Genomic DNA, 23363 nt, shown 5'->3' with positions numbered 1-23363 from the left:
GTGGCTGCGCCGGAGGACCTGGCGCAGTCCGCGATCTACCGGCATCCGTCCGACACCCTGTTCGGGCGGATGCTGCCGCGCCTGCTGCACGCCCCGCGCTGGACCCGGCTGCGCCGCGCACTGTCGCGGCGCTGGCCGATGCCGGCGCTGGTCAGTGACGTGCGCGACGTGGTCTACGTGAGCTGGTGGGTCGACGTGCGCCACGCGCCGATGCCACCACCAGGCCATCACTATGTGGTCCATGCCGGACGCACGCCTTACACCATCCTCAGCTACCGTCACGGCCACTTCGGGCCCGCGCTGGCTGGGCCGCTGCGTTCCCTGATGCCGTCTCCGAGGCAGAGCAACTGGCGCTGGTACCTGCATCGTGACGACGATCCGGACGGGACACCGGTGGTGCTGTTCGACCGCAACGTGATGGATCAGCTGCCCTTCGTGGCCGGCGCGCGTGCCTTCAGCGATGCCATGCAGCCGCATCTGTCCACTCGCTTCGAGCATGTGGTGCGTGCCGATGGCGGAGGGTACACCCTGATCGAAGGCGGGCAGGGCAGTGCCCCGGCGCTGCACCTGCAGTGGCAGGCCGCTGCGGGCTGGGACGATGCCGGGTGGGCGGCGGCCTTCGGCGGCCACCAGGCCCTGCTGCGCTTCCTCTCCTGCCAGGACGAGGCCATCGCCCGTACCTGCGACCAGCGCTGGGCCAGCACCCGCATCGCGCTGCCGGTCGAGGTCGACAGCCTGCAGCCCCTGCGCCTGATCGGCGAACTGCAGTGTCCGCGGCTGCAGGCGATGGGCGTGGCGCTGCACGAGGGGCTGGCCTTCCGGCTGCCACGGGTGCCGTTCCGGGTCGTGTCCGAGCGCCTGTTGTGAGATTCTGGCCCTCTGTTTTCCAGCATCACAGATGGCCATGAGCACCACTGTCTACGGTTTGAAGAACTGCGATACCTGCAAGAAGGCGACCAAGTGGCTGGACCGCTTCGGCGTGCCTTACACCTTCGTCGACTACCGCGACAACAAACCCAGCCCGGAAACGCTGCTGGCATGGGCGGCGCAGCTGGGTGGCCTGGCCGCGATGGTGAACAAGTCGTCCACCACCTGGCGGCAGTTGCCGGACAACCGCAAGGCTGCCGATTCCGAGGCCGAATGGAAGCTGTTGCTGCGCGAGTATCCGCAGCTGATCAAGCGCCCGCTGGTGGTCACCGCCGACGGCGCGGTCAGCCAGGGTTTCAGTGATAACGGCTTCAAGGCACGCTTCGGCGTGGGCGACGCATGAGCGCTGTCCTCGACTTGACCTGTGAGCTGATCGCACGGCCTTCGGTGACACCGGACGATGCCGGCTGCCAGGCACTGCTGGCGGCACGCCTGAAGCAGGCCGGATTCCATTGCGATCACCTGCGCCTGGGTGACGTCGACAATCTGTGGGCGACCCACGGCCAGGGCGCGCCGGTACTGGTGTTGCTGGGCCACACCGACGTGGTGCCGCCCGGCCCGCGCGAGGCCTGGGCCAGCGATCCGTTCACGCCGCAGATCCGTGAGGGCGTGCTCTACGGCCGCGGCGCCGCCGACATGAAGGGCAGTGTCGCCGCGTTCGTGGTCGCCGCCGAGCAGTTTGTCGCTGCACATCCCGATCACCCGGGCACGCTGGCGGTGCTGCTGACCAGCGACGAGGAAGGCGATGCCATCGACGGCGTGCGCCATGTCGCACGCCTGTTCGCCGCACGCGGCCAGCGCATCGACTGGTGCATTACCGGTGAACCGTCGTCGACGGCCACGCTGGGTGATCTGCTGCGGGTCGGCCGTCGTGGCAGCCTGTCGGCCAAGCTGCGGGTGCAGGGCGTACAGGGCCACGTGGCGTATCCGGAGAAGGCACGCAACCCGATCCACCAGGCCGCTCCGGCCTTGGCCGAACTGAGTGCGCGACGCTGGGACGACGGCTACGAGAGCTTCCCGCCGACCAGCCTGCAGATTTCCAACATCCACGCCGGCACCGGTGCCAACAACGTGATTCCCGGCGAACTCGAAGTGGATTTCAATATCCGCTACAACCCGCACTGGAATGCGCCGAAGCTGGAGGCGGAGATCACCGCAGTGCTGGAGCAGCATGGCCTGCAGTACACGCTGAAGTGGCACCGCAGCGGTGAGCCTTTCTATACCCCGGAAGGCACGCTGCGCGCCACCGCACGTGCGGTGCTGGCCGAGCACATCGGCCGTGCGCCGGAAGAAAGCACCGGCGGTGGCACGTCCGATGCACGCTTCATCGCGCCGCTGGGTGCGCAGTGCATCGAAGTGGGGCCGGTCAACGCCAGCATCCACCAGGTGGATGAGAACGTACGCGTGGACGATCTGGAAGCGTTGCCGGGGCTGTACCAGCGCCTGGTGGAACGGCTGCTGGTGGGAACCCCATGACGGAATGAATTCCGCGAGGGTGGGTGCCGACCGTTGGTCGGCACGCCTCCCGCCGGGGCCGCTTCTCTACTCTGAAAAAATGAAGAACGGCGGCTCGACCGCTTTCTTCCAGTAACTCGGCGCGGCCATGTAGAAGTGTTGCGCCTCGGCCCTGGCGAACCAGTGCGCCGCCGCGTCGGTGTCTTTCTCCACACCCGGCGCACTGCGGCCCAGCAGCAGACCGGCGAAGTACTGGCCGAACACATTGCCCTTCTCACCGGCGCGCTGGTACAGCTGCAGCGCACGCACCGGATCGCGCGGCAGTCCCACGCCCTTTTCCAGCAGCGCGCCCAGGTCGACCTGCGCTTCGGCGTCGCCGTGCTCGGCACGACGCTGGATCTGCGCCACCCGCGGATGCACGGTGTCACCCTGTGCCGCCACCGCCTCCGGCAGTCGCGACGATGAACTCGGGTAGCGCTTGTAGATCATTCCGCGCAGGTCCCAGCGCAGCGCCTGCTGCGCGTCGCCTCGCTGGCGATAGGCCTTGGCGAGCCCGTAGAACGCATAGGGATTGCCGTGGTTGGCCGCCGCCAGATACGCACGTTCACCGCGTTGCCAGGAGGCGCGCAGCACCGGAGCCGGATTGATGTGGGGGCTGTCGGCATGCTGCAGCGTGCCGGAGGTCCAGATCCGGCCCAGTGCTTCTTCCGCTTTGCTGTTGCGGAAGGTCCAGGGCGTGATCGCGGCAGCACGCTCGTAGTAGGCGACGGCGCGCGGATCGTTGAAACGTTCGAAGGTCTGCGCGGTGTCCCAGGCACCGTCGAAGCTGCCGTCCGTGCCGCGTTGCTCCAGTGCCTGCTGCTGCGCCAGCGGCAGCGTGGAAGGCGGAGGCAGGGTCTGGCAGGCCGCCAGGCCCAGGCAGAGCAGGGCGGCCAGCGCTCCGGTGCGTCCATTGCGGTGTTGCATTTCCATTACACGTTCCAGGGCGGGCCATTATGCGCTTCGGGAGTGGTTGCCAACGCAACGGTTGCGCCGTGCTGGAAACCGCGGTAGGGTCGATGCCATGTCGATCCGCCTGGCCACCGCCGTCAATAACAACAACCGCAATAATCTGCGCGCGAATAATCGTGCGCGGCCGATGCGGGACTGCGCCCTGGGTAGATAGACAGCAACACACGCCCGGACACCAGAAAACCCGCATCAGCCGATGCGGGTTTTTTTGTGCCCGGGCGCAGCCCCACCCGGGCCTGGATGGCCGGTCGAACACCTTCCCACCCGTGAAATCCCCCAACAGGAGCTCCCCCATGTGTTCGATCTTCGGAATCTTCGGCCTGCAGGCCGGTGACGATCTTCCCGCTCTGCGCCGCCACGCGCTGGAACTGTCGCAGCGCCAGCGCCACCGTGGCCCGGACTGGAGCGGCGTGTACCTCGACGAAGGTGCGCTGCTGGTCCACGAGCGGCTGGCCATCGTCGATCCGGCCGGTGGTTCGCAGCCGCTGCTGTCGGCCGATGGCCAGCTGGCGCTGGCGGTGAACGGCGAGATCTACAACCACCAGGCATTGAAGGCGGCGCTGACCACCACCTACGACTTCCAGACCGGCTCGGACTGCGAGGTGATCAACGCACTGTACCGCCAGGGCGGATCGCCGGCGCAGTGGCTGGAGCAGCTCAACGGCATCTTCGCCTTCGCGCTGTGGGACCGTGACAGCGGGCGCGTGCTGGTGGCGCGTGACCCGGTCGGCGTGGTGCCGCTGTACTGGGGCCATGATGCCCAGGGACGCCTGCGCGTGGCGTCGGAAATGAAGGCGCTGGTCGACACCTGTGCCGACGTCGCGCAGTTCCCGCCGGGTCACTACTTCGACAGCGCCAGCGGTGAGCTGGTGCGTTATTACCAGCAGCCGTGGCGCGACTACGCCGACGTTCAGGGCCGCCAGGCCGACCTGGCCGAACTGCGCCAGGCCTTCGAGCACGCGGTGGAGCGACAGCTGATGAGTGACGTGCCGTATGGCGTGCTGCTGTCCGGTGGCCTGGATTCGTCACTGGTGGCGGCCGTTGCCGCGCGCTATGCGCGTCGGCGCATCGAGGATGGCGGGCAGACCGAAGCCTGGTGGCCGCGCCTGCATTCGTTCGCGATCGGCTTGAAGGGTTCGCCGGATCTTGCTGCTGCGGCGATCGCTGCCGAGGCTCTTGGCACCGTGCATCACGGCTTCGAATACACCTTCGAGGAAGGCCTCGACGCGCTGCCGGAAGTGATCCGCCACATCGAAACCTATGACGTCACCACCATCCGCGCCTCGACGCCGATGTTCCTGCTGGCACGGCGGATCAAGGCGATGGGCGTGAAAATGGTGCTCTCCGGCGAGGGCAGCGACGAGATCTTCGGTGGCTACCTGTACTTCCACAAGGCACCGGATGCGCGTGAATTCCACGATGAGCTGGTGCGCAAGCTCGACGCCCTGCACAACTACGATTGCCTGCGCGCCAACAAGTCGATGATGGCCTGGGGCGTGGAGCCGCGCGTGCCGTTCCTCGACCGTGAGTTCCTCGATGTGGCGATGCGCTTCGATGCCGCGCACAAGATGGTCGGTGCCGGCTTTGGTGGCCGCCGCATCGAGAAGGCGGTGCTGCGCGAGGCGTTCGACGGCTACCTGCCGGACAGCATCCTGTGGCGGCAGAAGGAACAGTTCAGCGATGGCGTCGGCTACGGCTGGATCGATGGGCTGAAGGCGCATGCCGAAGCACAGGTGAGCGACCGCGTACTGGCGGCGGCTGACAAGCGCTTCCCGCACAACCCGCCGCAGACCAAGGAGGCGTACTACTACCGCCACCTGTTCGAGCAGTTCTTCCCCAGCCGTGCGGCCGCCGAAACCGTCCCGGGTGGCAAGTCGATCGCCTGTTCGTCGCCGGCCGCCATTGCCTGGGATGCCAGCTTCGCTGCAGCAGCAGATCCGTCGGGTCGCGCGATCGCCGGGGTGCACGCGCAGGCACTGGCCTAAGCGCCAAAAAGGGGACGGAGGGGATTAAGTCGTTTGTGGCACAAACGACTTAATCCCCTCCGTCCCCTTTTCCGTATCATCGCCCCCTGCACATTGGGGAATGTTCATGGACGTACAGACCGGGGGCCGGGCGCCGCCGATCAAGTGGGGATGGCGCTACCTGGCCTGGGCCGGGGTGCCGTTGCTGGCCGGCGTGCTGCTGGCGCGATATGCCGGGCCGGCGGCGCCTGCGGCGGTTGCCCGTGCCACCGCCGCCGCTGAAGGCGGCTGGGCTCAGCACCTGACGTCTCCGCTGGGCCTGTTCCTTCTGCAGCTGCTGGTGCTGCTGCTGGTGGCCAAGGGCGCGGGTGCGCTGCTCAAGCGCTTGGGACAACCGGCGGTGATCGGCGAGATGGCCGCTGGCCTGATGATGGGGCCGCTGGTGCTCGGCAGCCTGCTGCCGCAACTGCATGGTGCGTTGTTCCCGGCCAGCTCGCTGGGGCCGCTGGGCATGCTCAGCCAGCTGGGCGTGCTGATGTTCCTGCTGGTGGCCGGTGCCGAGCTGGACCTGGCGGCGCTGCGTGGCCGCCGGCGCTTCGCCTTCACGGTCAGCCATGCCGGCATTGCAGTGCCGTTCGTTCTCGGCGTGGCCCTCGCGATCTGGCTGTATCCGCAGCACGGCCCACAGGGTGTGGGCTTCACCGCATTCGCGTTGTTCGTCGGCATCTCCATGAGCATCACCGCGTTCCCCGTGCTGCTGCGCATCCTTGCCGATCGCGGCATCACACAGACGCCATTGGGTCAGACCGCGATCGCCTGCGCGGCATTGGGCGATGCCACCGCCTGGTGCCTGCTGGCGCTGATCGTGGCCGCTGCCCAGGCCAGCGGCTGGTTGCCGGCCAGCCTCAACCTGCTGTGCGTGGTCGTGTTCGTGGCGCTGATGCTGGGGCTGGTGAAGCCGTGGTTTGCCCGCCAGCAGATCGCGCCGGGCCGTGAGGGACGTTGGCTGCTGGGCATCCTGCTGTTGTCGCTGGCCAGTGCGCTGGTCACCGAGATGCTGGGCATCCACGCACTGTTCGGTGCATTCGCTGCGGGCGTCGCGGTATCGTCCAACGCGCAGTTGCGCGACCTGCTGATGGCCCGCGTCGAACCGTTCGCGGTGACCCTGCTACTGCCACTGTTCTTCGCCATGACTGGCCTGCGCATGCGCGCCGATGCGCTGCAGGCCAGCGACATCGTGTTGTGCGTGGTGGTGATCGCGGTGGCCACGACGGGCAAGCTGCTGGGCACCTTCAGTGCCGCGCGCAGTGCCGGCATGCCCACGCGCGAGGCATGGCGGCTGGGCGCACTGATGAACACCCGTGGCCTGATGGAGCTGATCGTGCTCAACCTGGGTTACGAGCTGGGCCTGCTCGGCGACCGCCTGTTCGCGGTGCTGGTGATCATGGCGCTGGTGACCACGGCGATGACCGGGCCGCTGCTGAACCTGATCGAGCGGCGCAGGGGCTGAGTGCTGGACGGCATCCACGCAGGAGTGGAGGTGGGGTCAGATCCCTTTTCCTCTGGAAAAGGGATCTGACCCCGGCCGTCAACGGGCCGGCACCAGCGTCATCGTGTGCTGCGCCTTGCCGGGCAGGAACGGTGTCGGCCGCCCATGCACCCAGTCTTCGTGGCCGGCGCCCCAGTAGGGAGACAGCGGATGGCCGCTCTGGCCGCCGGGCATGTGCACGATGCCGTCGGCCTCGTGGCCGGGCGAGACCACCATGCGCTCGGAGGCGCCGAAGTTCGGCGTCTGCACGCGCGGCATGTCGCGGTCGCCGGGCAGGCGGTCGGCCGGCATGCACAGCCAGCGCTTGGCGATGTCCGGCAGTGCCCGCGCGATGGGATGACAGATCGCCGCGGTATTGCGTTCGCCCCAGGTGCGCTGGGCCAGTGGGCCCTGCTTGGCCAGCTCGCTCTCGGTGCGGCGTGCGGCATCAAGCAGCAGCGCGTCCCAGCTGTCGTAGGCCGGTGGCAACAGGTTGGCGGGGCGTTGCTGCAGCATCGGCCAGGCCACGCCTTCCAGTTGTGCCAGGCGCGGGTCCAGATAGTCATCGCCCAGCTGCGCGTTGGCCGGCGCCAGCAGTGCATCGGACAGGGTATCCATCACCTGCGTGCGGAACGCGCGCACCACCCGGTAGCTGACCGAGCTGGCCGAGGCCCGGCCGCCCCATTGATGGCTGACCGCCTTCAAGCGCTTCAGTGCAGGGTCGTCACTGCGTTCGATGACGTCATGCAGCAACGCCCACCAGCGCTGCAGAAACACGGCGCGATCATCGAGCTGGATCGCCAGCAGGTCGTGTTCGTCGAAGCGGTCCTGGATTGCCAGCAGGTCGCGGATCTGCCGCGCCCGGGCACCAAGGTCATAGCCGCCGTTGCCGACGCTGGCCAGTGCCTCGCCGTCGAGGACGCGACCGTTGGCGGTCCACAGGCGATGGTTGGGGGGATCGATCAGTGCCGGCGAGGCATCGCTGCGGATCGGCCACGGTGCGCAGTCCTGGTTGTTGGCGGCAGTGAAGCCGGCCGGCGCACAGCCGGGGCCGCGGTCAGGGCGGGCACCGATCAGCCGCCAGGCAATGCGGCCGCTGCGGTCGCCGACCACCAGGTTCTGCGCGGGAATGCCGGCGCGGTCGGCGAAGTGCAGGGCGCCATCCAGATCGCCGGCGCGGGCCAGGTCAGCGAAGTCCAGGCGCACGGCGCCGGGCAGGTGTGCGACCCAGCGCAGCGCATCGCCACTGCCATCGGCATGGGTATGCAGGATCGGCCCCCAGGCGGTTTCGCGTACCGGGAACAGCACGTCGGCCTGGCCAGCCACGGCGATGCGTTCTTCGTGCACGGTCATCGCGGCGTTGGCCGGTTCCGTGCGGTAGTCCGCCGTGTCGATGTAGCTGTTGGTGAAGCCCCAGGCGACGTGGCCGTTGCTGCCGACGATCACGGCCGGCAGGCCGGGCAGCGAGAAGCCGGTGACATCGACCTGGCCGCCGGCGGCCTGCGGGTCGGGGTAGCGCAGGCGCACGCGGAACCACAGGCCGGGTGCACGCAGGCCCAGGTGCATGTCGTCGGCGACGATCGCGCGGCCGTCGGCGGTAAGTGCACCGGCCACCGCGAAGTTGTTGCTGCCGATGACGTCGGCCTCTTCCTGCTCAGTGCCCGTTTTCCCCTTCAAAGTGCGCAGATCGAGCTGGCTGGCATCGGGCAGGGCGGCGTTGCCGGTGGGTTCGCCGAACAGCGGTGCATCCCATTCGGTGCCGTCGTGGGCGATCAGCGCGTACAGCGCCGGCGGCACCACTGCGCGGATGCGGCTCAGTGCAAGCTCGGTCTGGTTGTTCGGGTCCTGCAGGTCGGCGTACATGGCCAGCCCGGCCAGCACGCTGTCGCTGGCCTGCCACGGTTGTGGCGATTGCCGCAGCAGCAGGTAGGCCCACGGGCGCACGGAGAGATCGGCCAGGCCCTCGTTGACGCCATCCACGTAGGCGCGCACCGCCTCGCCGTTGTCGCCCAGTGCGGCCTGCAGATTCGCCTCGGTGCGTGCGCGCAGGCGATGCACGCGCATGCGCTTGTCAGCATCGATGGCCTTCGGCCCGAACAGCGCCGACAGCTCGCCGGCGGCACTGCGGCGCATCAGGTCCATCTCGAAATAACGTTCCTGCGCGTGTACGCGGCCGAGCGCACGCATCGCGTCGGCCTGGCTGCCGGCGGTAATGGTGACCACGCCCAGCGCATCGCGCTCGATGGTGACCGGCTTGGCCAGCCCCGGCAGCGCATGCTCGCCGTCCAGGTCGGCCAGGCTGCCGCGCAGCAGCAGCCATAGCACCAGGACGGTGACCAGCGCGATGGCGATCAACACGCCCAGCACCCAACGCCATGTACGTCGCATCGCACGTCCTTTCCGAACTCGTGGGCTGATTGTAGCCGCAGGCGCAACTGCGACTGATTCCGATTAGATCACCGTATTTTGAAATGCGGCACCCTATGTCACATCGATTCACAGGAGCCCCCCATGAAAGGCAACCCGGACGTCATCGCCTGCCTGAAGGAACTGCTGCGCGGCGAGCTTGCTGCCCGCGACCAGTACTTCATCCATTCCCGCCGCTACGAGGACCAGGGCCTGTTCGCGCTGTACGAACGCCTGAACCACGAGATGGAAGAGGAAACCCAGCACGCCGATGCGCTGCTGCGCCGGATCCTGTTCCTCGGCGGTGACCCGGACATGCGCCCGCATGCCACCGAGCCGGGCAAGACCGTGGAGGAGATGCTGCAGAAGGATCTCGATACTGAATACGCGGTTCGGAACAATCTCGCCGCCGGCATGAAGCTGTGCGAGGAGAAGGGTGACTACGTGAGCCGCGACATCCTGCTTGCACAGCTGAAGGACACCGAAGAAGACCACGCCTGGTGGCTGGAGCAGCAGCTGGGCCTGATCAAGCGCATCGGCTTGGAGCTGTACCAGCTGAGCAAGATCGACGGCAACGGCGCTCCGGCGCACTGAGCCGCAGGTGGCGCCGGGCCATGCCCGGTGACCACCCGGTAGAGCCGACCGCTGGTCGGCTGCTCTGCAAAAAGCAGCCGACCAGCGGTCGGCTCTACCAGAAGAAGCACAGCGTTCTGTCGCCCGCCAGCACCGGAGCATCGCCAGCCAGCCTTCGCCCGCCAGCCGCTCCACCGCCCGCCAGCCGACAACGAAAAAGCCGGGGAATGCCCCGGCTTTTTCGTGTCCGGGGTCGGATCCGTTTTCGACGAAAACGGCTCTGACCCCTCGCCATGTTGAATGGGTCAGAGCCCTTTCCCATGGAAAGGGATCCGACCCCGCACCCTCACTCCACCGACAACCCTTCCACCTTCTGCCAGCCGCGCGGCAGCAGGTGGCCGCGGGTGGCGCGGGCGCCGAGGTAGGCGTCGAGCTCGTTGAACTTCAGGCCCATGGTGCGCTGGCCGGCGCGGACCTGCAGGGTCTGCCCCGGGCTGATCGCCACGATGGCCACCACGCGTTCGGTGGCGAGCTTGGCCTTCGGGATCTCGATGATCTTGTTGCCCTTGCCCTTGTCCAGTTCCGGCAGGTCGTTGGCGGCGATCGCCAGCAGGTTGCCGGAGCTGGTCACTGCCACGATGCGGTCGGTGGCGACGTTGGCGACCACCGACGGGGTCAGCACCGACGAACCCGCCGACAGGTTCAGCATCGCCTTGCCGGCCTTGTTGCGGCCGATCAGGTTCTCGAAGCGGGTGACGAAGCCGTAGCCGTGGGTGGAGGCCAGCACGAAGCGGGCATCCGGCTCGGCACTGGCCAGGGTGACGAAGCTGGTGCCCGCTGCCGGCGAGAAGCGGCCGGTCAACGGTTCACCATTGCCGCGCGCCGAAGGCAGGGTATGCACCGGCGTCGAGTAGGCGCGGCCCTCGCTGTCGAGGAACGCGACCTGCTGCGTGCTGCGCGCACGCACTGCGCCCTGCAGGGCGTCACCATCACGGTAGGACAGGGCGGACGCATCGACGTCGTGGCCCTTGGCGGCGCGGATCCAGCCCTTCTCCGACAGCACGACGGTCATCGGCTCGCTCGGCACCAGCTCGGTCTCGTCGATGGCCTGCGCGGCCTGGCGCTGCACCAGCGGCGAACGGCGTGCGTCGCCGAACTTCTTGGCATCGGCGGTCAGTTCGTCGCGGATCAGCTTCTTCAGCTTGGCCTTGCTGTCGAGGATGCCGAGGATCTTCTCGCGCTCCTTGGCCAGCTCGTCCTGCTCGCCGCGGATCTTCATCTCCTCCAGGCGGGCCAGCTGCTTCAGCTTGGTTTCCAGGATGTACTCGGCCTGGTCGTCGGACAGGCCGAAGCGCGCGATCAGCGCCGCCTTCGGTTCGTCCTCGGTACGGATGATGTGGATCACCTCGTCCAGGTTGAGGAACGCGACCAGCAGGCCTTCCAACAGGTGCAGGCGGCGCTCGACCTTCTGCAGGCGGTGCTGCAGGCGGCGGGTGACGGTGTTGCTGCGGAAGGTCAGCCATTCGCTGAGCAGCATCTTCAGGTTCTTCACCTGCGGACGGCCGTCCAGCCCGATCACGTTGAGGTTGACGCGGTAGCTGCGCTCCAGGTCCGTGGTCGCGAACAGGTGGCCCATCAGCTGGTCGGCGTCGACGCGGTTGGAGCGCGGCACCAGCACCACGCGCACCGGGTTGGCGTGGTCGGATTCGTCGCGGATGTCTTCCAGCCACGGCAGCTTCTTGGCGCGCATCTGCGCGGCGATCTGCTCGATCACCTTCGACGGCGACACCTGGAACGGCAGCGCGGTGACCACGATGTTGTTGGCTTCCTTGGTGAAGGTCGCACGCGCACGCACGCTGCCGTTGCCGGTCTCGTACATCGTGCGCAGGTCGTTGGCTGCGGTGATGATCTCGGCGCTGGACGGATAGTCCGGGCCCTGCACGTGCTCGCACAGATCGCGCACGCTGGCCTCGGGGTTGTCCAGCAGGTGCAGCAGCGCGCTGACAATCTCGTTGAGATTGTGCGGCGGCACGTCGGTGGCCATGCCCACGGCGATGCCGGTGGTGCCGTTCAGCAGCAGGTGCGGCAGGCGTGCCGGCATCCAGGTCGGTTCCTGCAGGGTGCCGTCGAAGTTCGGTGCCCAGTCGGTGGTGCCCTGGCCCAGTTCGCCCAGCAGCACCTCGGCGATCGGGGTCAGCTTGGATTCGGTGTAACGCATCGCCGCGAACGACTTCGGGTCGTCGCTGGAGCCGAAGTTGCCCTGGCCCTCGATCAGCGGGTAACGGTACGAGAACGGCTGCGCCATCAGCACCAGCGCCTCGTAGCACGCGCTGTCGCCGTGCGGGTGGTACTTACCGATGACGTCACCGACGGTGCGCGCGGACTTCTTCGGCTTGGACGCGGCATTCAGGCCCAGCTCGCTCATCGAATAGATGATGCGGCGCTGCACCGGCTTCAGGCCGTCGCCGATGAACGGCAGGGCGCGGTCCAGGACCACGTACATCGAGTAGTCGAGGTAGGCGCGTTCGGCGTACTCGCGCAGCGGCAGTTGTTCGAATCCGTGGAACACGGGGCGGGCAAGTTCGGTCATGCGGCGTTGTTACCTGTTGTCGGGAGGCGGCGACGGCGGTCGCCGCTCGCAATCCTGTGATTATCCGGATGCGGCGGGGGATGCCAAGCCACGTGCAGGGTCCAGCCCGGTTTCCAGGCCGTGTCCGGCCCGTGCCAGGTAGCGCCCCGGTGGCAGCCCGAAGTGGCGGCGGAACACGGTGACGAAGGCGCTGGCGCTGCTGAAGCCCAGCGCGTGGGCGATGTCGGCCACGCTGCGGCCGTCGGTCAGCTGGCGCAGGGCCTCGGACAGGCGGGCCTGCTGTCGCCACTGGGCGAAGCTGAGGGTGGTCTCGTCGCGGAAGTGACGGGTCAGGCTGCGCGGCGAGAGGCCGGCCCAATGCGCCCATTCGGCCAGGCTGCGTTCGTCGGAGGGGTCGGCCAGCAGCTGCGAGGCGATCTTCAGCAGGCGCCGGTCGTGTGGCATCGGTAGATGCATGCGCTGGCGCGGCGCGGTGCGGATCTCATCCAGCAGTACGTCAATGATGTGCTGCCGCTCGGGCGTGGTGTCATAGCCGAGCGGCCACTCGCAGATGCGGTCGGCCAGCGCCTGCGCCAGCTTGGACAGGCCCAGTACGCAGGGGTCGGCGGGCAGGGTGGCGCAGGCCGGTGCGGCCAGCGCCATGCCCCAGCCGCGCAGCGGGCCGTCGAGGGTGACCGTATGCGGCTCCAGCGGCGGCATCCAGCCGGCCGAGCCCGGCGCCAGCGACCAGGTGCCGTGCGAGGTGCGGGTGGTCAACAGGCCGCGTTCGACGCAGATCAGCTGGGCACGCTGATGGTGGTGCCAGTCCACCTCACGGGCCAGCCCCTGCTGGCTGTCGAAGCGGAAGGCGATGACCGGCGGGCCGTCATTGCGCTCGAACCAGTCCAGTGCGTCATCCCTGAGCAGGCGCTTGGGAACCTGAATTTCTGCCTTGTTCATCATGTCCACTGGCTGAAATGTGTCATCCATTGGCTGGATTGTACTACCGGGCCACCTGACCAGATCATTAAGGTAGGCGCCTTCATTGATCCAGCCCGCTGCTGCAACACAGCATTCGATGCCAGATCGAATATTTCCATTGAGAAATATTTTTTTTGGAAGAGAATGCTCCCCCATGATCTGTCCTGCAACCACTCCCCCCAGCTTCGGCCTGCTGCTGCGCCAGGTGCGCGACGGCCTGGTCCGCCAACTCGATGCGTCCATGGCTGAAGAAGATCTGGGTATCGGCTTCACTCACTACATCGGGCTGAAGGTGCTTTCCAACATGGCCCCGTGTACTGCCAACGAGCTGGCCCAGGCCATCGACCAGGTGCCCAGCGCGGTGACCCGCCTGCTGGACAAGCTGGAAGCCCTGGGCTGCGTCCGCCGCGAACCGCATGCGCAGGACCGGCGCGCACTGCAGATCGTGCTGACCGATGAAGGCCGCGCGCTGTGGGCGCGGTTGAAGCTGCGCGGCGACGCGGTGATGGATTACGCGCTACGCGATCTTTCTGCCGATGAGCGCACGCTGCTGCTGTCCCTCCTTACCCGAATCCGCGATTCACTGACGACCCCATGAACCCGATCCCGCATTCCACTCTTCGCCGGTCCGGGCGCGCGCTGCTGGTATCAGCGCTGGCCCTGGCCCTGGCCGCCTGCGCCAGCAGTCGTGGCCTCAATCCGCAGGGCCACGTGCTTGACGTGGACAGCCTGCACAGCGAACGCACCCTGGCCGACACCGACCTGAGCGCCGCCGGCTTCCCGGCGCAGGACTGGTGGAAGGCGCTGGGCGATGCGCAGCTGGACGCGCTGGTCGCCGAGGGCCTGGCGGGCCACCCGAGCCTGGATGCCGCCGATGCGCGCCTGCGCCAGGCCCAGGCCCAGGTCGGCACCGCACGGGCCGATGAGCTGCCCAGCCTGTCGGTGTCCGGTGGCTATACCGGCCTGCGCCTGCCCGAGTCGATGGTCGGCAGCGAGATGGGTGGCCGCTATGGCGGCAGCAGCCAGGTCGCCTTCGACTTCAGCTACGGCGTGGACCTGTGGGGCGGCAAGCGCGCCGCCTGGGAAGCCGCCGTGGATGGCGCGCATGCCGCCACCGTCGAAGCCCAGGCCGCACGCCTGAACCTGTCTACCGGCATTACCCAGGCCTATGCCGATCTGGCTTACGCGTGGCAGCTCAATGACGTGGCCGAGGAAGAACTGACCCGCTCGCAGAAGTCGCTGCAGCTGACCCGCCAGCGCCGCGGCGCCGGCATCGACAGCGATCTGCAGGTGCGCCAGGCCGAGGCCCGCGTGCCGGCCGCGCAGCAGCAGGTGCTGGCCGCACAGCAGCGCATCGATGCCGCCCGCACCGCACTGGCCGCCCTGGTCGGCAAGGGTCCGGACCGAGGCCTGTCGATCCAGCGCCCGCAGCCGCTGAACCCGGTGGCGCTGCAGCTGCCGGGCGTGCTGCCCAGCGAACTGCTGGGCCGTCGCCCCGACATCGTTGCCGCACGCTGGCGCGTTGAGGCGGCCGACAAGCAGATCAAGGTTGCCAAGACCAAGTTCTACCCGAGCTTCAACCTGACCGCGCTGGCCGGCGTGGTCGCCCCGAACGTGGGTGACCTGCTGAAGAGCAGCTCCACCTTCGCCTACATCGGCCCGGCGCTGAGCCTGCCGATCTTCGAAGGCGGCAAGCTGCGCGCCAACCTGGCCAACACCGACGCGCAGTACGACCTGGCGGTGGCCAATTACAACCAGGCCGTGCTCGATGCACTGCGCGACGTCGCCGACCAGGTCAACGCGGTGCGCTCGCTGGCACAGCAGGCGCACGCGCAGCAGCAGGCAGTGGACACCGCACGTTCGGCCTTCGACCTGGCCCAGCAGCGCTACCGCGCCGGCATCGGCAGCTACCTGGACGTGCTGACCGCGCAGTCCACCCTGCTGCAATCGCAGCAGCAGCTGGCCGGCCTGCAGTCGCAGCAGGTGCAGACCTCGGTGCGCCTGAGCAAGGCACTGGGCGGTGGTTTCCAGCCCGCTGACGCCGACCGCGCACCGATTGCCTCCCATTCCGATTCCTCGCATTCCTGAAGACGCCCGCCATGAGCCAGACCCAAGACACCGCGGCCCCGGCCGCCCCCAACCGCCGCGGCAACCTGCTGCGCGGCCTGTTCGTGATCGTCGTGCTGCTGCTTGCCGCACTGGCGCTGTGGTACTTCATGTTCGGCCGTTGGTTCGAAGAGACCGACGACGCCTACGTGCAGGGCAACCAGGTGCAGATCACCCCGCTGGTGGCCGGTACCGTGGTCGCCATCAACGCCGATGACGGCATGCGCGTGGAGCGCGGCCAGCTGCTGGTGCAGCTGGACCCGTCCGACACGTCGGTGGCGCTGCAGCAGGCCGAAGCCAACCTGGCCAAGACCGTGCGCCAGACCCGTGGCCTGTACCGCAGCGTGGAAGGCGCGCAGGCGGACTTGAACGCCCGCCAGGTGACCCTGAAGCGCGTGCGCGACGACTTCGCCCGCCGCAAGGACCTGGCCGCCACCGGCGCCATCTCCAACGAAGAACTGGCCCATGCCCGCGATGAGCTGGCCGCCGCCGAAGCGGCCGTGGCCGGTTCGCGCGAGACCGTCGAGCGCAACCGCGCACTGGTCGACGACACCGTGATCGCCACCCAGCCGGACGTGCAGGCCGCTGCTGCGCAGCTGCGCCAGGCCTTCCTCAACAACGCCCGCGCCGGCATCGTCGCGCCGGTCACCGGCTACGTCGCCCGTCGTTCGGTGCAGGTGGGCCAGCGCGTGCAGCCGGGCAATGCCCTGATGGCCGTGGTGCCGACCGAGCAGATGTGGGTCGAGGCCAACTTCAAGGAAACCCAGCTGCGCCACATGCGCCTGGGCCAGGAAGTGGAGCTGAAGTCGGACCTGTACGCCGGTGACGTGAAGTACAAGGGCCGCATCCAGAGCCTGGGCCTGGGCACCGGCTCGGCGTTCTCGCTGCTGCCGGCGCAGAACGCCAGCGGCAACTGGATCAAGATCGTGCAGCGCGTGCCGGTGCGCATCGCCATCGATGCCAAGCAGCTGGCCGAACACCCGCTGCGCATCGGCCTGTCGATGAAGGCGGAAGTGAGCCTGCGCGACCAGAAGGGTGAAGTGCTGCCGAGCACCCCGGCCAAGGGCACGGTGTTCGACACCGACGTGTATGCCAAGCAGCTGCATGATGCCGATGAGGTGATCCACACGATCATCCAGGGCAACCTGCCGCAGCAGGCGAAGGTGGGCTGAGGTCGCCATGTCCGCACAAGCTCCAGCCGCGCCCGGTGCTCCGGGCGCCCCGGCGGCGCCGGGTGCGGCCTCCGGGTTCCTGCCGCCCAGCGTCGCCCTGTGCACCGTGGGCCTGGCGATGGCGTCGTTCATGCAGGTGCTCGACACCACCATCGCCAACGTCTCGCTGCCGACCATCGCCGGTAACCTCGGCGCCAGTTCGCAGCAGGCGACCTGGGTCATCACCTCGTTCGCGGTCAGCACGGCCATCGCGCTGCCGCTGACCGGCTGGCTCAGCCGCCGCTTCGGCGAACGCAAGCTGTTCGTCTGGGCCACGCTGGCCTTCGTCATCACCTCGCTGCTGTGCGGCCTGGCGCAGAGCATGGGCATGCTGGTGCTGTCGCGTGCGCTGCAGGGTTTCGTGGCCGGCCCGATGTACCCGATCACGCAGTCGCTGCTGGTTTCGATCTATCCGCGCGAGAAACGCGGACAGGCCTTGGCGCTGCTGGCGATGATCACGGTGGTAGCGCCCATCTGCGGTCCGATCCTCGGTGGCTGGATCACCGACAACTACAGCTGGGAATGGATCTTCCTGATCAATGTGCCGCTGGGCATCTTCGCTGCGCTGGTGGTGGGCAACCAGCTGAAGGGGCGCCCGGAGCACATCGAGAAGCCGAAGATGGACTACGTCGGCCTGGTCACCCTGGTGATCGGTGTCGGTGCGCTGCAGCTGGTGCTCGACCTGGGCAACGACGAGGACTGGTTCTCGTCGACGAAGATCGTGGTGCTGGCGTGTGTGGCCGTGGTCACGCTGACGGTGTTCCTGATCTGGGAACTGACCGACAAGGATCCGATCGTCGACCTGAAGCTGTTCCGGCATCGCAACTTCCGCGCCGGTACGCTGGCGATGGTGGTGGCCTACGCGGCGTTCTTCAGCGTGGCGTTGCTGATTCCGCAGTGGTTGCAGCGTGACATGGGCTACACCGCGATCTGGGCGGGCCTGGCGACAGCGCCGATCGGCATCCTGCCGGTGATCATGACCCCGTTCGTGGGCAAGTATGCATCGCGCTTCGACATGCGCATGCTGGCTACGATTGCGTTCATTGTGTTGTCGATGACCAGCTTCCTGCGTTCGAACTTCAACCTGCAGGTGGACTACAACCATGTGGCGGGTGTGCAGCTGATCATGGGTATCGGCGTCGCGCTGTTCTTCATGCCGGTGCTGCAGATCCTGCTGTCGGACCTGGATGGGCGCGAGATCGCGGCGGGCTCCGGCCTGGCCACGTTCCTGCGTACGCTGGGCGGCAGTTTCGCAGCGTCGCTGACGACGTGGCTGTGGGCGCGGCGCACCCAGGTGCACCATGCCGACCTGACCGAGCATATCTCGGCCTATCAGCCGGGCATGCAGGACCAGGTCACGGCGATGGGGCAGGGCGACCTGCAGCACGGCGCAGCGGTACTGAACAACATGATCAACCACCAGGCATCGCAGATGGGCTTCAACGACATCTTCTTCCTGCTGGGCTGGATCTTCCTGGCGATCATCGCGTTCCTGTGGCTGGCCAAGCCGCCGTTCGGCGCGGGTGCGGGTGCAGCCGCCGGTGGCGGACACTGAAACTCCCTGGAAACACGTGCTGTATTTTGACCCCGCCGCAAGGCGGGGTTTTTGTTTGTGTGCTCAGGCGTCGACGGAGTGCATCCATGCGTGGATGGGCGTCGCCATCGCGTTGGCGCTGCAAACCCCGGAAACGAAAAAACCCGCTTTCGCGGGTTTGATCATCTTGAGTCGTGGTGCCCAGGAGAGGACTCGAACCTCCACGGTTTTACCCGCTAGTACCTGAAACTAGTGCGTCTACCAATTCCGCCACCTGGGCGACTCAGGAGATGAATTATGGGGAGCGACAGAAGATGTGTCAACAACATTTCACACCTTTTTCTGCGGCTGTACGCCCAGGTGAAGCAGCAGGCTGCGCATCGCCGATGACAACTGCGCCCACTCGGCAAAACAGGCACACAGGCGGCGCTGTGCCCATGCATCGGCGAGCGGTACGGCGACGGTATGCATGCTGCGCCGATGCTGGCGGGCGATGGTCCGCGGCACGATGCCGACACCAATGCTGTGGCCGACCATGATGCATACGCCTTCGAAGGTCTTCATGCGGATGCGTACATCCAGGCGCCGCCCGATGTCGCGCGCCTGGTCCTCGATGTAGGTCTGCAGTGCATTGCCATCGGCCAGTGCGACGAAGGTCTCGCCGGCAACATCGGTGAAGGCCACGCTGCGCCGCGATGCGAAGCGGTGGTCTTCGGGCAGCAGCATCACCAGCGGATCTTCGGCGACCACATGCTGCTGCAGGCCGGCAGCGTCGACGGCATCGCTGATGATGCCGGCCTCGGCCTGGCCAGCACTGATCGCACGCACGACTTCAGGGCTGGTGCGCTCCAGCAGTTCCACGTGCAGGCGCGGGCGTTCGGCCAGCCATGGCGCGAGCCGCGAGGGCAGGTAGTTGGTCAGCGCTGCGGTGTTGGCATACAGATGCAGGGTGCCGCGCGCACCCTGCGCGAACGCCTGTAGTTCACCGCGCAGCTGTGCCTGCTGCTGCAGGATCAAGCGTGCATGGTGGGCGAGGGCGGCACCGGCTTCGGTCAGGCTGACGCCGCGCGGATGACGGTTGAGCAGCGCAGTGCCGGCATCGGCTTCGATCGTGCGCAGGCGTTCGCTGGCTGAAGCCAGTGCCAGGTTTGCCTGTGCTGCACCGGCCGTGATGCTGCCCGCCTCGGCAATCGCCAGGAACAGGCGCAGGTCGGCGATATCCATCCGCATGTGATGCCCTCATCGCAACGCCTGTGCCTTCGGATCAGCCGAAGGCGAGGCCGGGAAGACCGCATTGTGCGCCGAGCGGTAGCTCGATCCAATGAAGGCATGAATGAATCGATGTACTTCTACGTGCTGCTGGTGGTGGTGTTCGTGCTGGCCGGCGTGGTCAAGGGCGTGACCGGCATGGGGTTGCCGACGGTGGCGATGGGCCTGCTGGGCAGCACGCTGTCGCCGGTGGCGGCGGCGTCGATGCTGTTCATCCCGACCTTCGTCACCAATGCATGGCAGTTGTTGTCCGGCCCCTCACTGGGCCACATCGTGCGGCGCCTGTGGCCGATGATGCTGGCAGTGGTAGTGGTGACGCTGGGCTCGGCAGCGCTGCTGGTGCGGGTCGATCGCACCTGGTCGCGCGTGGCTTTGGGCGTGGCGCTGGTGGTCTACGCGGCGTATGCGCTGCTCGCGCCGCTGTTCCGCGTGCCGCAGCGTCGCGAGCGTTGGCTGGGGCCGCTGGTGGGTGCGCTGTCGGGCGTGGTGACCGGGGCCACCGGCGTGTTCGTGATGCCGGCGGTGCCGTACCTGCAGTCGCTGGGGTTGCAGCGCGAGGAGCTGGTGCAGGCGCTGGGACTGGCGTTCACTGTGTCGACGATATCGCTGACCACTGGCCTGGTGCTGCACGGCGCATTCGGCATCCAGCAGTTGGGGCTGAGTGCGCTCGCGGTGCTGCCGGCGCTGCTGGGCATGTGGCTGGGCCAGGTGATCCGGCAGCGCATCAGTGCGCGGGTGTTCCGGGTCTGCTTCCTGGGATTCCTGCTGCTGCTCGGGTTGGAGCTGGTGCTGCGACCGCTGTTCTGATGCCGGATTCCGGGCATGAAAAAACCCGCTTTCGCGGGTTTTTCTCATTCTCGACGTGGTGCCCAGGAGAGGACTCGAACCTCCACGGTTTTACCCGCTAGTACCTGAAACTAGTGCGTCTACCAATTCCGCCACCTGGGCGTCGAGGAGCGAGATTATGGGGTGTTGTTACGGGGGTGTCAACACTTCTTGCAGATCCGGGGTCGAATCCCGTTTCGCCTGCGAAACGGGCTCTGACCCCATGGGGCTCGCGTTGGTGTCAGAGCCTTTTCCTGTGGGAAGGGATCCGCCCCGCGCCGAATTGCAGGCAAAAAAAATCCCCGCCGAAGCGAGGAGTTTTTTCGTTGGTGCCCAGGAGAGGACTCGAACCTCCACGGTTTTACCCGCTAGTACCTGAAACTAGTGCGTCTACCAATTCCGCCACCTGGGCGTTCCAGAGGCGCAATTGTGAAGATGAATCCGCAGGCTGTCAACGACTTCCTGAATATTTTTCATGCAAGGCCTTCAAGACTGCCGCTGACCCGTTATGCACACCGTCAGCGGCTACCATGTAGGGCGATGACTACCAAAAAACCAAGCAAGGGCGGGAGCACCTCCCGCAGCCAGGCCCCGAAGAAGGGCGCCAAGGCGGGCACGGCCCGCACCACCAAGCCGGGCAAGCCGTTGCCGGGCTGGTTCCCCGAATTGAACGAAGGCGGTGCACCGCCGCGTGGCCGCAAGGCCCGCAGCGCCGATGCCGCCGCCCCGGGCCCGGCCCCGGGCCGCAAGCTGCCGCCGACCGGCAAGGTGATCGACGATCCCTATGCCGCCCGCGAAGCCGAAAAATACGAACAGCCCATCGCCAGCCGCGAGGCCATCCTGGCCCTGCTGGAGCGCTGCGAAGGGCCGCAGACCGCTGAAGAACTCGGCGCGCGCCTGGGCCTGACCGCGCCGGACCGGGCCGAGGCGCTGTCGCGCCGGCTCGGTGCCATGGTCCGTGACGGCCAGCTGGTGCAGAACCGTCGCGGCGGTTTCGCCCCGATCCAGACCCTGAACCTGGTCACCGGCGTGGTGATCGCCAACCCGGAAGGGTTCGGCTTCCTGCGTCCGGTCGAAGGTGGCGATGACCTGTTCCTGCCGCCATATGAGATGCGCAAGGTCATGCACGGCGACAAGGTGCTGGCCCGCGTGACCGGCATCGATCACCGTGGCCGTCGCGAAGGCAGCATCGCCCGCGTGCTCGAACGCGGCATGACCCGCCTGATCGGCCGCTTCAGCATCGAGATGGGCATCAACTATGTGGTGCCCGACGACAAGCGCGTGCAGCGCAACGTGCAGGTGCCGCCGGACCAGACCGGTGGTGCACGCGACGGCCAGCTGGTGGTCTGCGAACTGACCCAGGCGCCGGACAGCCGCCGTCCGCCGATCGGCCGCATCATCGCCGTGCTCGGCGACAAGCTGACCGCGTCGCTGGTGGTGGAGACCGCCATCCACGGCCACGAGCTGCCGTTCGAGTTCCCGCAGGACGTGCTGGACGAAGCGGCTTCGGTGCCGCTGGTGGTTGAGCCGGCGATGATCGGCGACCGCGTCGACCTGCGCAGCACGCCGCTGGTCACCATCGACGGTGAAGATGCCAAGGACTTCGACGACGCGGTGTACTGCGAGCCGAATGCCGAGGGTTTCCGCCTGGTGGTGGCGATCGCCGATGTCTCGAACTACGTGCGCCCCGGTACGCCGCTGGACGAAGAGGCGCAGAAGCGCGCCACCTCGGTGTACTTCCCGGGCTTCGTGGTGCCGATGCTGCCGGAGACACTGTCCAACGGCATCTGCTCGCTGATGCCGAAGGTCGACCGCATGTGCTTTGTCTGCGACATGCAGATCGACCGCGACGGCCTGGTCACGCATTCGCGCTTCTACGAAGCGGTGATGAACTCGCACGCGCGCCTGACCTACACCCAGGTGTGGAAGGCGGTGGGCGAGGACGATGCCGATACCAAGGCCTGGATGGGCGACCTGCTGCCGCAGGTGCAGCGCCTGCACCAGCTGTACAAGGTGCTGTCCAAGGCACGCGCCAAGCGCGGCGCCATCGAGTTCGAAAGCAGTGAAGTACGTTTCGTGCTGGACAACCGCGGTGAAGTCACCCAGGCCGGCATGCTGGTGCGCAACGACGCACACAAGCTGATCGAGGAATGCATGATCGCGGCCAACGTCGAGGCGGCCAGGTACCTGCTGTCGCGCCATGTGCCGGCGCCGTACCGCATCCACGAGAAGCCGCCGGAAACCAAGTACGCCGACCTGCTGGAATTCCTCAAGGAGTTCAAGCTGAGCCTGCCGCCGTGGTCGAAGGTACGCCCGGGCGATTACACCAAGCTGCTGAAGAAGATCCGCGACCGCCCCGATGCCACGCTGCTGGAATCGGTGCTGCTGCGCAGCCAGAGCCTGGCGATCTACAGCCCGGAAAACCACGGTCACTTCGGCCTGGCGCTGGAGGCGTACGCGCACTTCACCTCGCCGATCCGTCGCTACCCTGACCTGCTTGTGCACCGCGCGATCAAGCACGCGCTGTCCGGCAAGCCGCTGGACAAGTTCACCTACAACGCGCGCGAAATGGCAGCCCTGGCGCTGCAGTGTTCCGAGCGTGAGCGTCGTGCCGACGAGGCCGAGCGCGAAGTCGACGAGCGCTACCGCGCGGCGTGGATGGAAAAGCACGTGGGCGGCCAGTTCGACGGCGTGATCAGCGGCGTGACCAGCTTCGGCCTGTTCGTGGAACTGGACGAGTCGAAGGTGCAGGGCCTGGTCCATGTGACCCAGCTGCCGCAGGACTATTACAAGTTCGATGCCACCCGCAAGACGCTGACCGGCGAACGCCGCGGCAGCAGCTACCGGCTGGGCGACCGCGTGCGCATCCTGGTGCTGAAGGCCAGCATGGAAGAACGCAAGATCGACTTCCGCCTGGTCGAGCACAAGGGTGAGGATGAGGGCGATGGCCTGCCGCCGCTGCCCGAGCGCGGCAAGCCGGCTAAGCGGAAGAAAGAGAAATATT

The 23363-nt window shown here is 67.1% G+C and carries 17 protein-coding genes and 3 tRNA genes; 12 read left to right on the top strand and 8 right to left on the bottom strand.

What is annotated here, in order from left to right; translation table 11 throughout:
• The 3 genes from N5D91_RS08810 to dapE are packed head-to-tail and all read left to right on the top strand — an operon-like array spanning position 1 to position 2403.
• Positions 1-867 carry a hypothetical protein gene (locus tag N5D91_RS08810; protein WP_180854221.1) on the top strand — a complete coding sequence of 289 codons (867 nt, stop codon included), beginning with the start codon at positions 1-3 and terminating at the stop codon, positions 865-867.
• Between the two features lie 31 nt (positions 868-898).
• Positions 899-1270, top strand: coding sequence for an arsenate reductase (locus N5D91_RS08805; protein WP_170871724.1), 372 nt, complete (start codon positions 899-901; stop codon positions 1268-1270).
• Entirely contained in the window at positions 1267-2403 is a 1137-nt protein-coding gene (gene dapE, locus N5D91_RS08800; RefSeq protein WP_180854222.1) for a succinyl-diaminopimelate desuccinylase, read from the top strand. Before N5D91_RS08805 ends, dapE begins: the two co-directional genes overlap by 4 nt.
• 66 nt (positions 2404-2469) lie before the next feature.
• On the opposite strand, the gene N5D91_RS08795 is transcribed toward dapE, so the two are convergent.
• Positions 2470-3348, bottom strand: a complete 879-nt coding sequence (locus N5D91_RS08795) for a tetratricopeptide repeat protein (protein ID WP_110714286.1) — start codon at positions 3346-3348, stop codon at positions 2470-2472.
• Between the two features lie 338 nt (positions 3349-3686).
• On the opposite strand from N5D91_RS08795, the gene asnB reads away from it, so the two are divergent.
• Together asnB and N5D91_RS08785 are read left to right on the top strand one after the other, a co-directional pair.
• Positions 3687-5378 carry an asparagine synthase B gene (asnB, locus tag N5D91_RS08790; protein WP_153857030.1) on the top strand — a complete coding sequence of 564 codons (1692 nt, stop codon included), beginning with the start codon at positions 3687-3689 and terminating at the stop codon, positions 5376-5378.
• A gap of 100 nt (positions 5379-5478) precedes the next feature.
• A complete protein-coding gene (locus tag N5D91_RS08785) occupies positions 5479-6867 on the top strand; it encodes a cation:proton antiporter (protein WP_164161662.1) in 1389 nt (462 codons plus the stop codon).
• Between the two features lie 78 nt (positions 6868-6945).
• Here N5D91_RS08785 and N5D91_RS08780 read toward each other — a convergent pair whose 3' ends face one another.
• The gene (locus N5D91_RS08780; RefSeq protein ID WP_164161663.1) at positions 6946-9273 is read right to left on the bottom strand and encodes a penicillin acylase family protein; all 2328 of its coding nucleotides are present in this window, start codon (positions 9271-9273) and stop codon (positions 6946-6948) included.
• A 123-nt stretch (positions 9274-9396) separates the two neighbouring features.
• Here N5D91_RS08780 and bfr point away from each other — a divergent pair, with 123 nt between their 5' ends.
• Entirely contained in the window at positions 9397-9885 is a 489-nt protein-coding gene (bfr, locus tag N5D91_RS08775) for a bacterioferritin (RefSeq protein ID WP_005408763.1), read from the top strand.
• Between the two features lie 325 nt (positions 9886-10210).
• On the opposite strand, the gene parC is transcribed toward bfr, so the two are convergent.
• Entirely contained in the window at positions 10211-12454 is a 2244-nt protein-coding gene (gene parC, locus N5D91_RS08770; protein WP_164161664.1) for a DNA topoisomerase IV subunit A, read from the bottom strand.
• A gap of 60 nt (positions 12455-12514) precedes the next feature.
• The gene (locus N5D91_RS08765; RefSeq protein WP_180847695.1) at positions 12515-13396 is read right to left on the bottom strand and encodes a helix-turn-helix transcriptional regulator; all 882 of its coding nucleotides are present in this window, start codon (positions 13394-13396) and stop codon (positions 12515-12517) included.
• Between the two features lie 172 nt (positions 13397-13568).
• Between N5D91_RS08765 and emrR the strand changes: the two genes are divergently transcribed.
• Genes emrR through emrB form a run of 4 tightly spaced genes read left to right on the top strand, consistent with a single transcriptional unit; the run spans position 13569 to position 18286 of the window.
• Positions 13569-14012 (top strand): multidrug efflux system transcriptional regulator EmrR, encoded by a 444-nt coding sequence (gene emrR / locus N5D91_RS08760; RefSeq protein WP_005415875.1) that lies wholly within the window; start codon positions 13569-13571, stop codon positions 14010-14012.
• Positions 14009-15502, top strand: a complete 1494-nt coding sequence (emrC, locus tag N5D91_RS08755; RefSeq protein WP_164161665.1) for a multidrug efflux transporter outer membrane subunit EmrC — start codon at positions 14009-14011, stop codon at positions 15500-15502. The genes emrR and emrC overlap by 4 nt, the downstream gene beginning before the upstream one ends.
• A gap of 11 nt (positions 15503-15513) precedes the next feature.
• On the top strand, positions 15514-16692 hold the full coding sequence (emrA, locus tag N5D91_RS08750; RefSeq protein WP_014036529.1) for a multidrug efflux MFS transporter periplasmic adaptor subunit EmrA: 1179 nt from the start codon (positions 15514-15516) through the stop codon (positions 16690-16692).
• A gap of 7 nt (positions 16693-16699) precedes the next feature.
• Positions 16700-18286: a multidrug efflux MFS transporter permease subunit EmrB gene (emrB, locus tag N5D91_RS08745; protein WP_180854224.1), complete on the top strand. Its 1587-nt coding sequence runs from the start codon at positions 16700-16702 to the stop codon at positions 18284-18286.
• Between the two features lie 174 nt (positions 18287-18460).
• Here emrB and N5D91_RS08740 read toward each other — a convergent pair.
• Positions 18461-18545 (bottom strand) — tRNA-Leu (locus N5D91_RS08740).
• A gap of 50 nt (positions 18546-18595) precedes the next feature.
• Complete coding sequence (locus N5D91_RS08735) at positions 18596-19495, bottom strand: LysR family transcriptional regulator (protein WP_180855154.1); 900 nt, start codon at positions 19493-19495, stop codon at positions 18596-18598.
• Positions 19496-19594: 99 nt separating this feature from the next.
• Here N5D91_RS08735 and N5D91_RS08730 point away from each other — a divergent pair, with 99 nt between their 5' ends.
• Positions 19595-20341 carry a sulfite exporter TauE/SafE family protein gene (locus N5D91_RS08730; RefSeq protein WP_180847692.1) on the top strand — a complete coding sequence of 249 codons (747 nt, stop codon included), beginning with the start codon at positions 19595-19597 and terminating at the stop codon, positions 20339-20341.
• Between the two features lie 56 nt (positions 20342-20397).
• On the opposite strand, the gene N5D91_RS08725 is transcribed toward N5D91_RS08730, so the two are convergent.
• Together N5D91_RS08725 and N5D91_RS08720 are read right to left on the bottom strand one after the other, a co-directional pair.
• A tRNA-Leu gene (locus N5D91_RS08725) sits at positions 20398-20482 on the bottom strand.
• Positions 20483-20686: 204 nt separating this feature from the next.
• A tRNA-Leu gene (locus N5D91_RS08720) sits at positions 20687-20771 on the bottom strand.
• A gap of 128 nt (positions 20772-20899) precedes the next feature.
• On the opposite strand from N5D91_RS08720, the gene rnr reads away from it, so the two are divergent.
• On the top strand, positions 20900-23363 hold a 2464-nt coding region (rnr, locus tag N5D91_RS08715), incomplete at its 3' end, for a ribonuclease R (RefSeq protein WP_180855156.1).

Source organism: Stenotrophomonas sp. GD03794 (genome assembly GCF_029842145.1).
Lineage (GTDB): Bacteria > Pseudomonadota > Gammaproteobacteria > Xanthomonadales > Xanthomonadaceae > Stenotrophomonas > Stenotrophomonas riyadhensis.
Note: the sequence above shows the minus strand (reverse complement) of the source record. Positions and strands in the feature narration are given on the sequence as shown.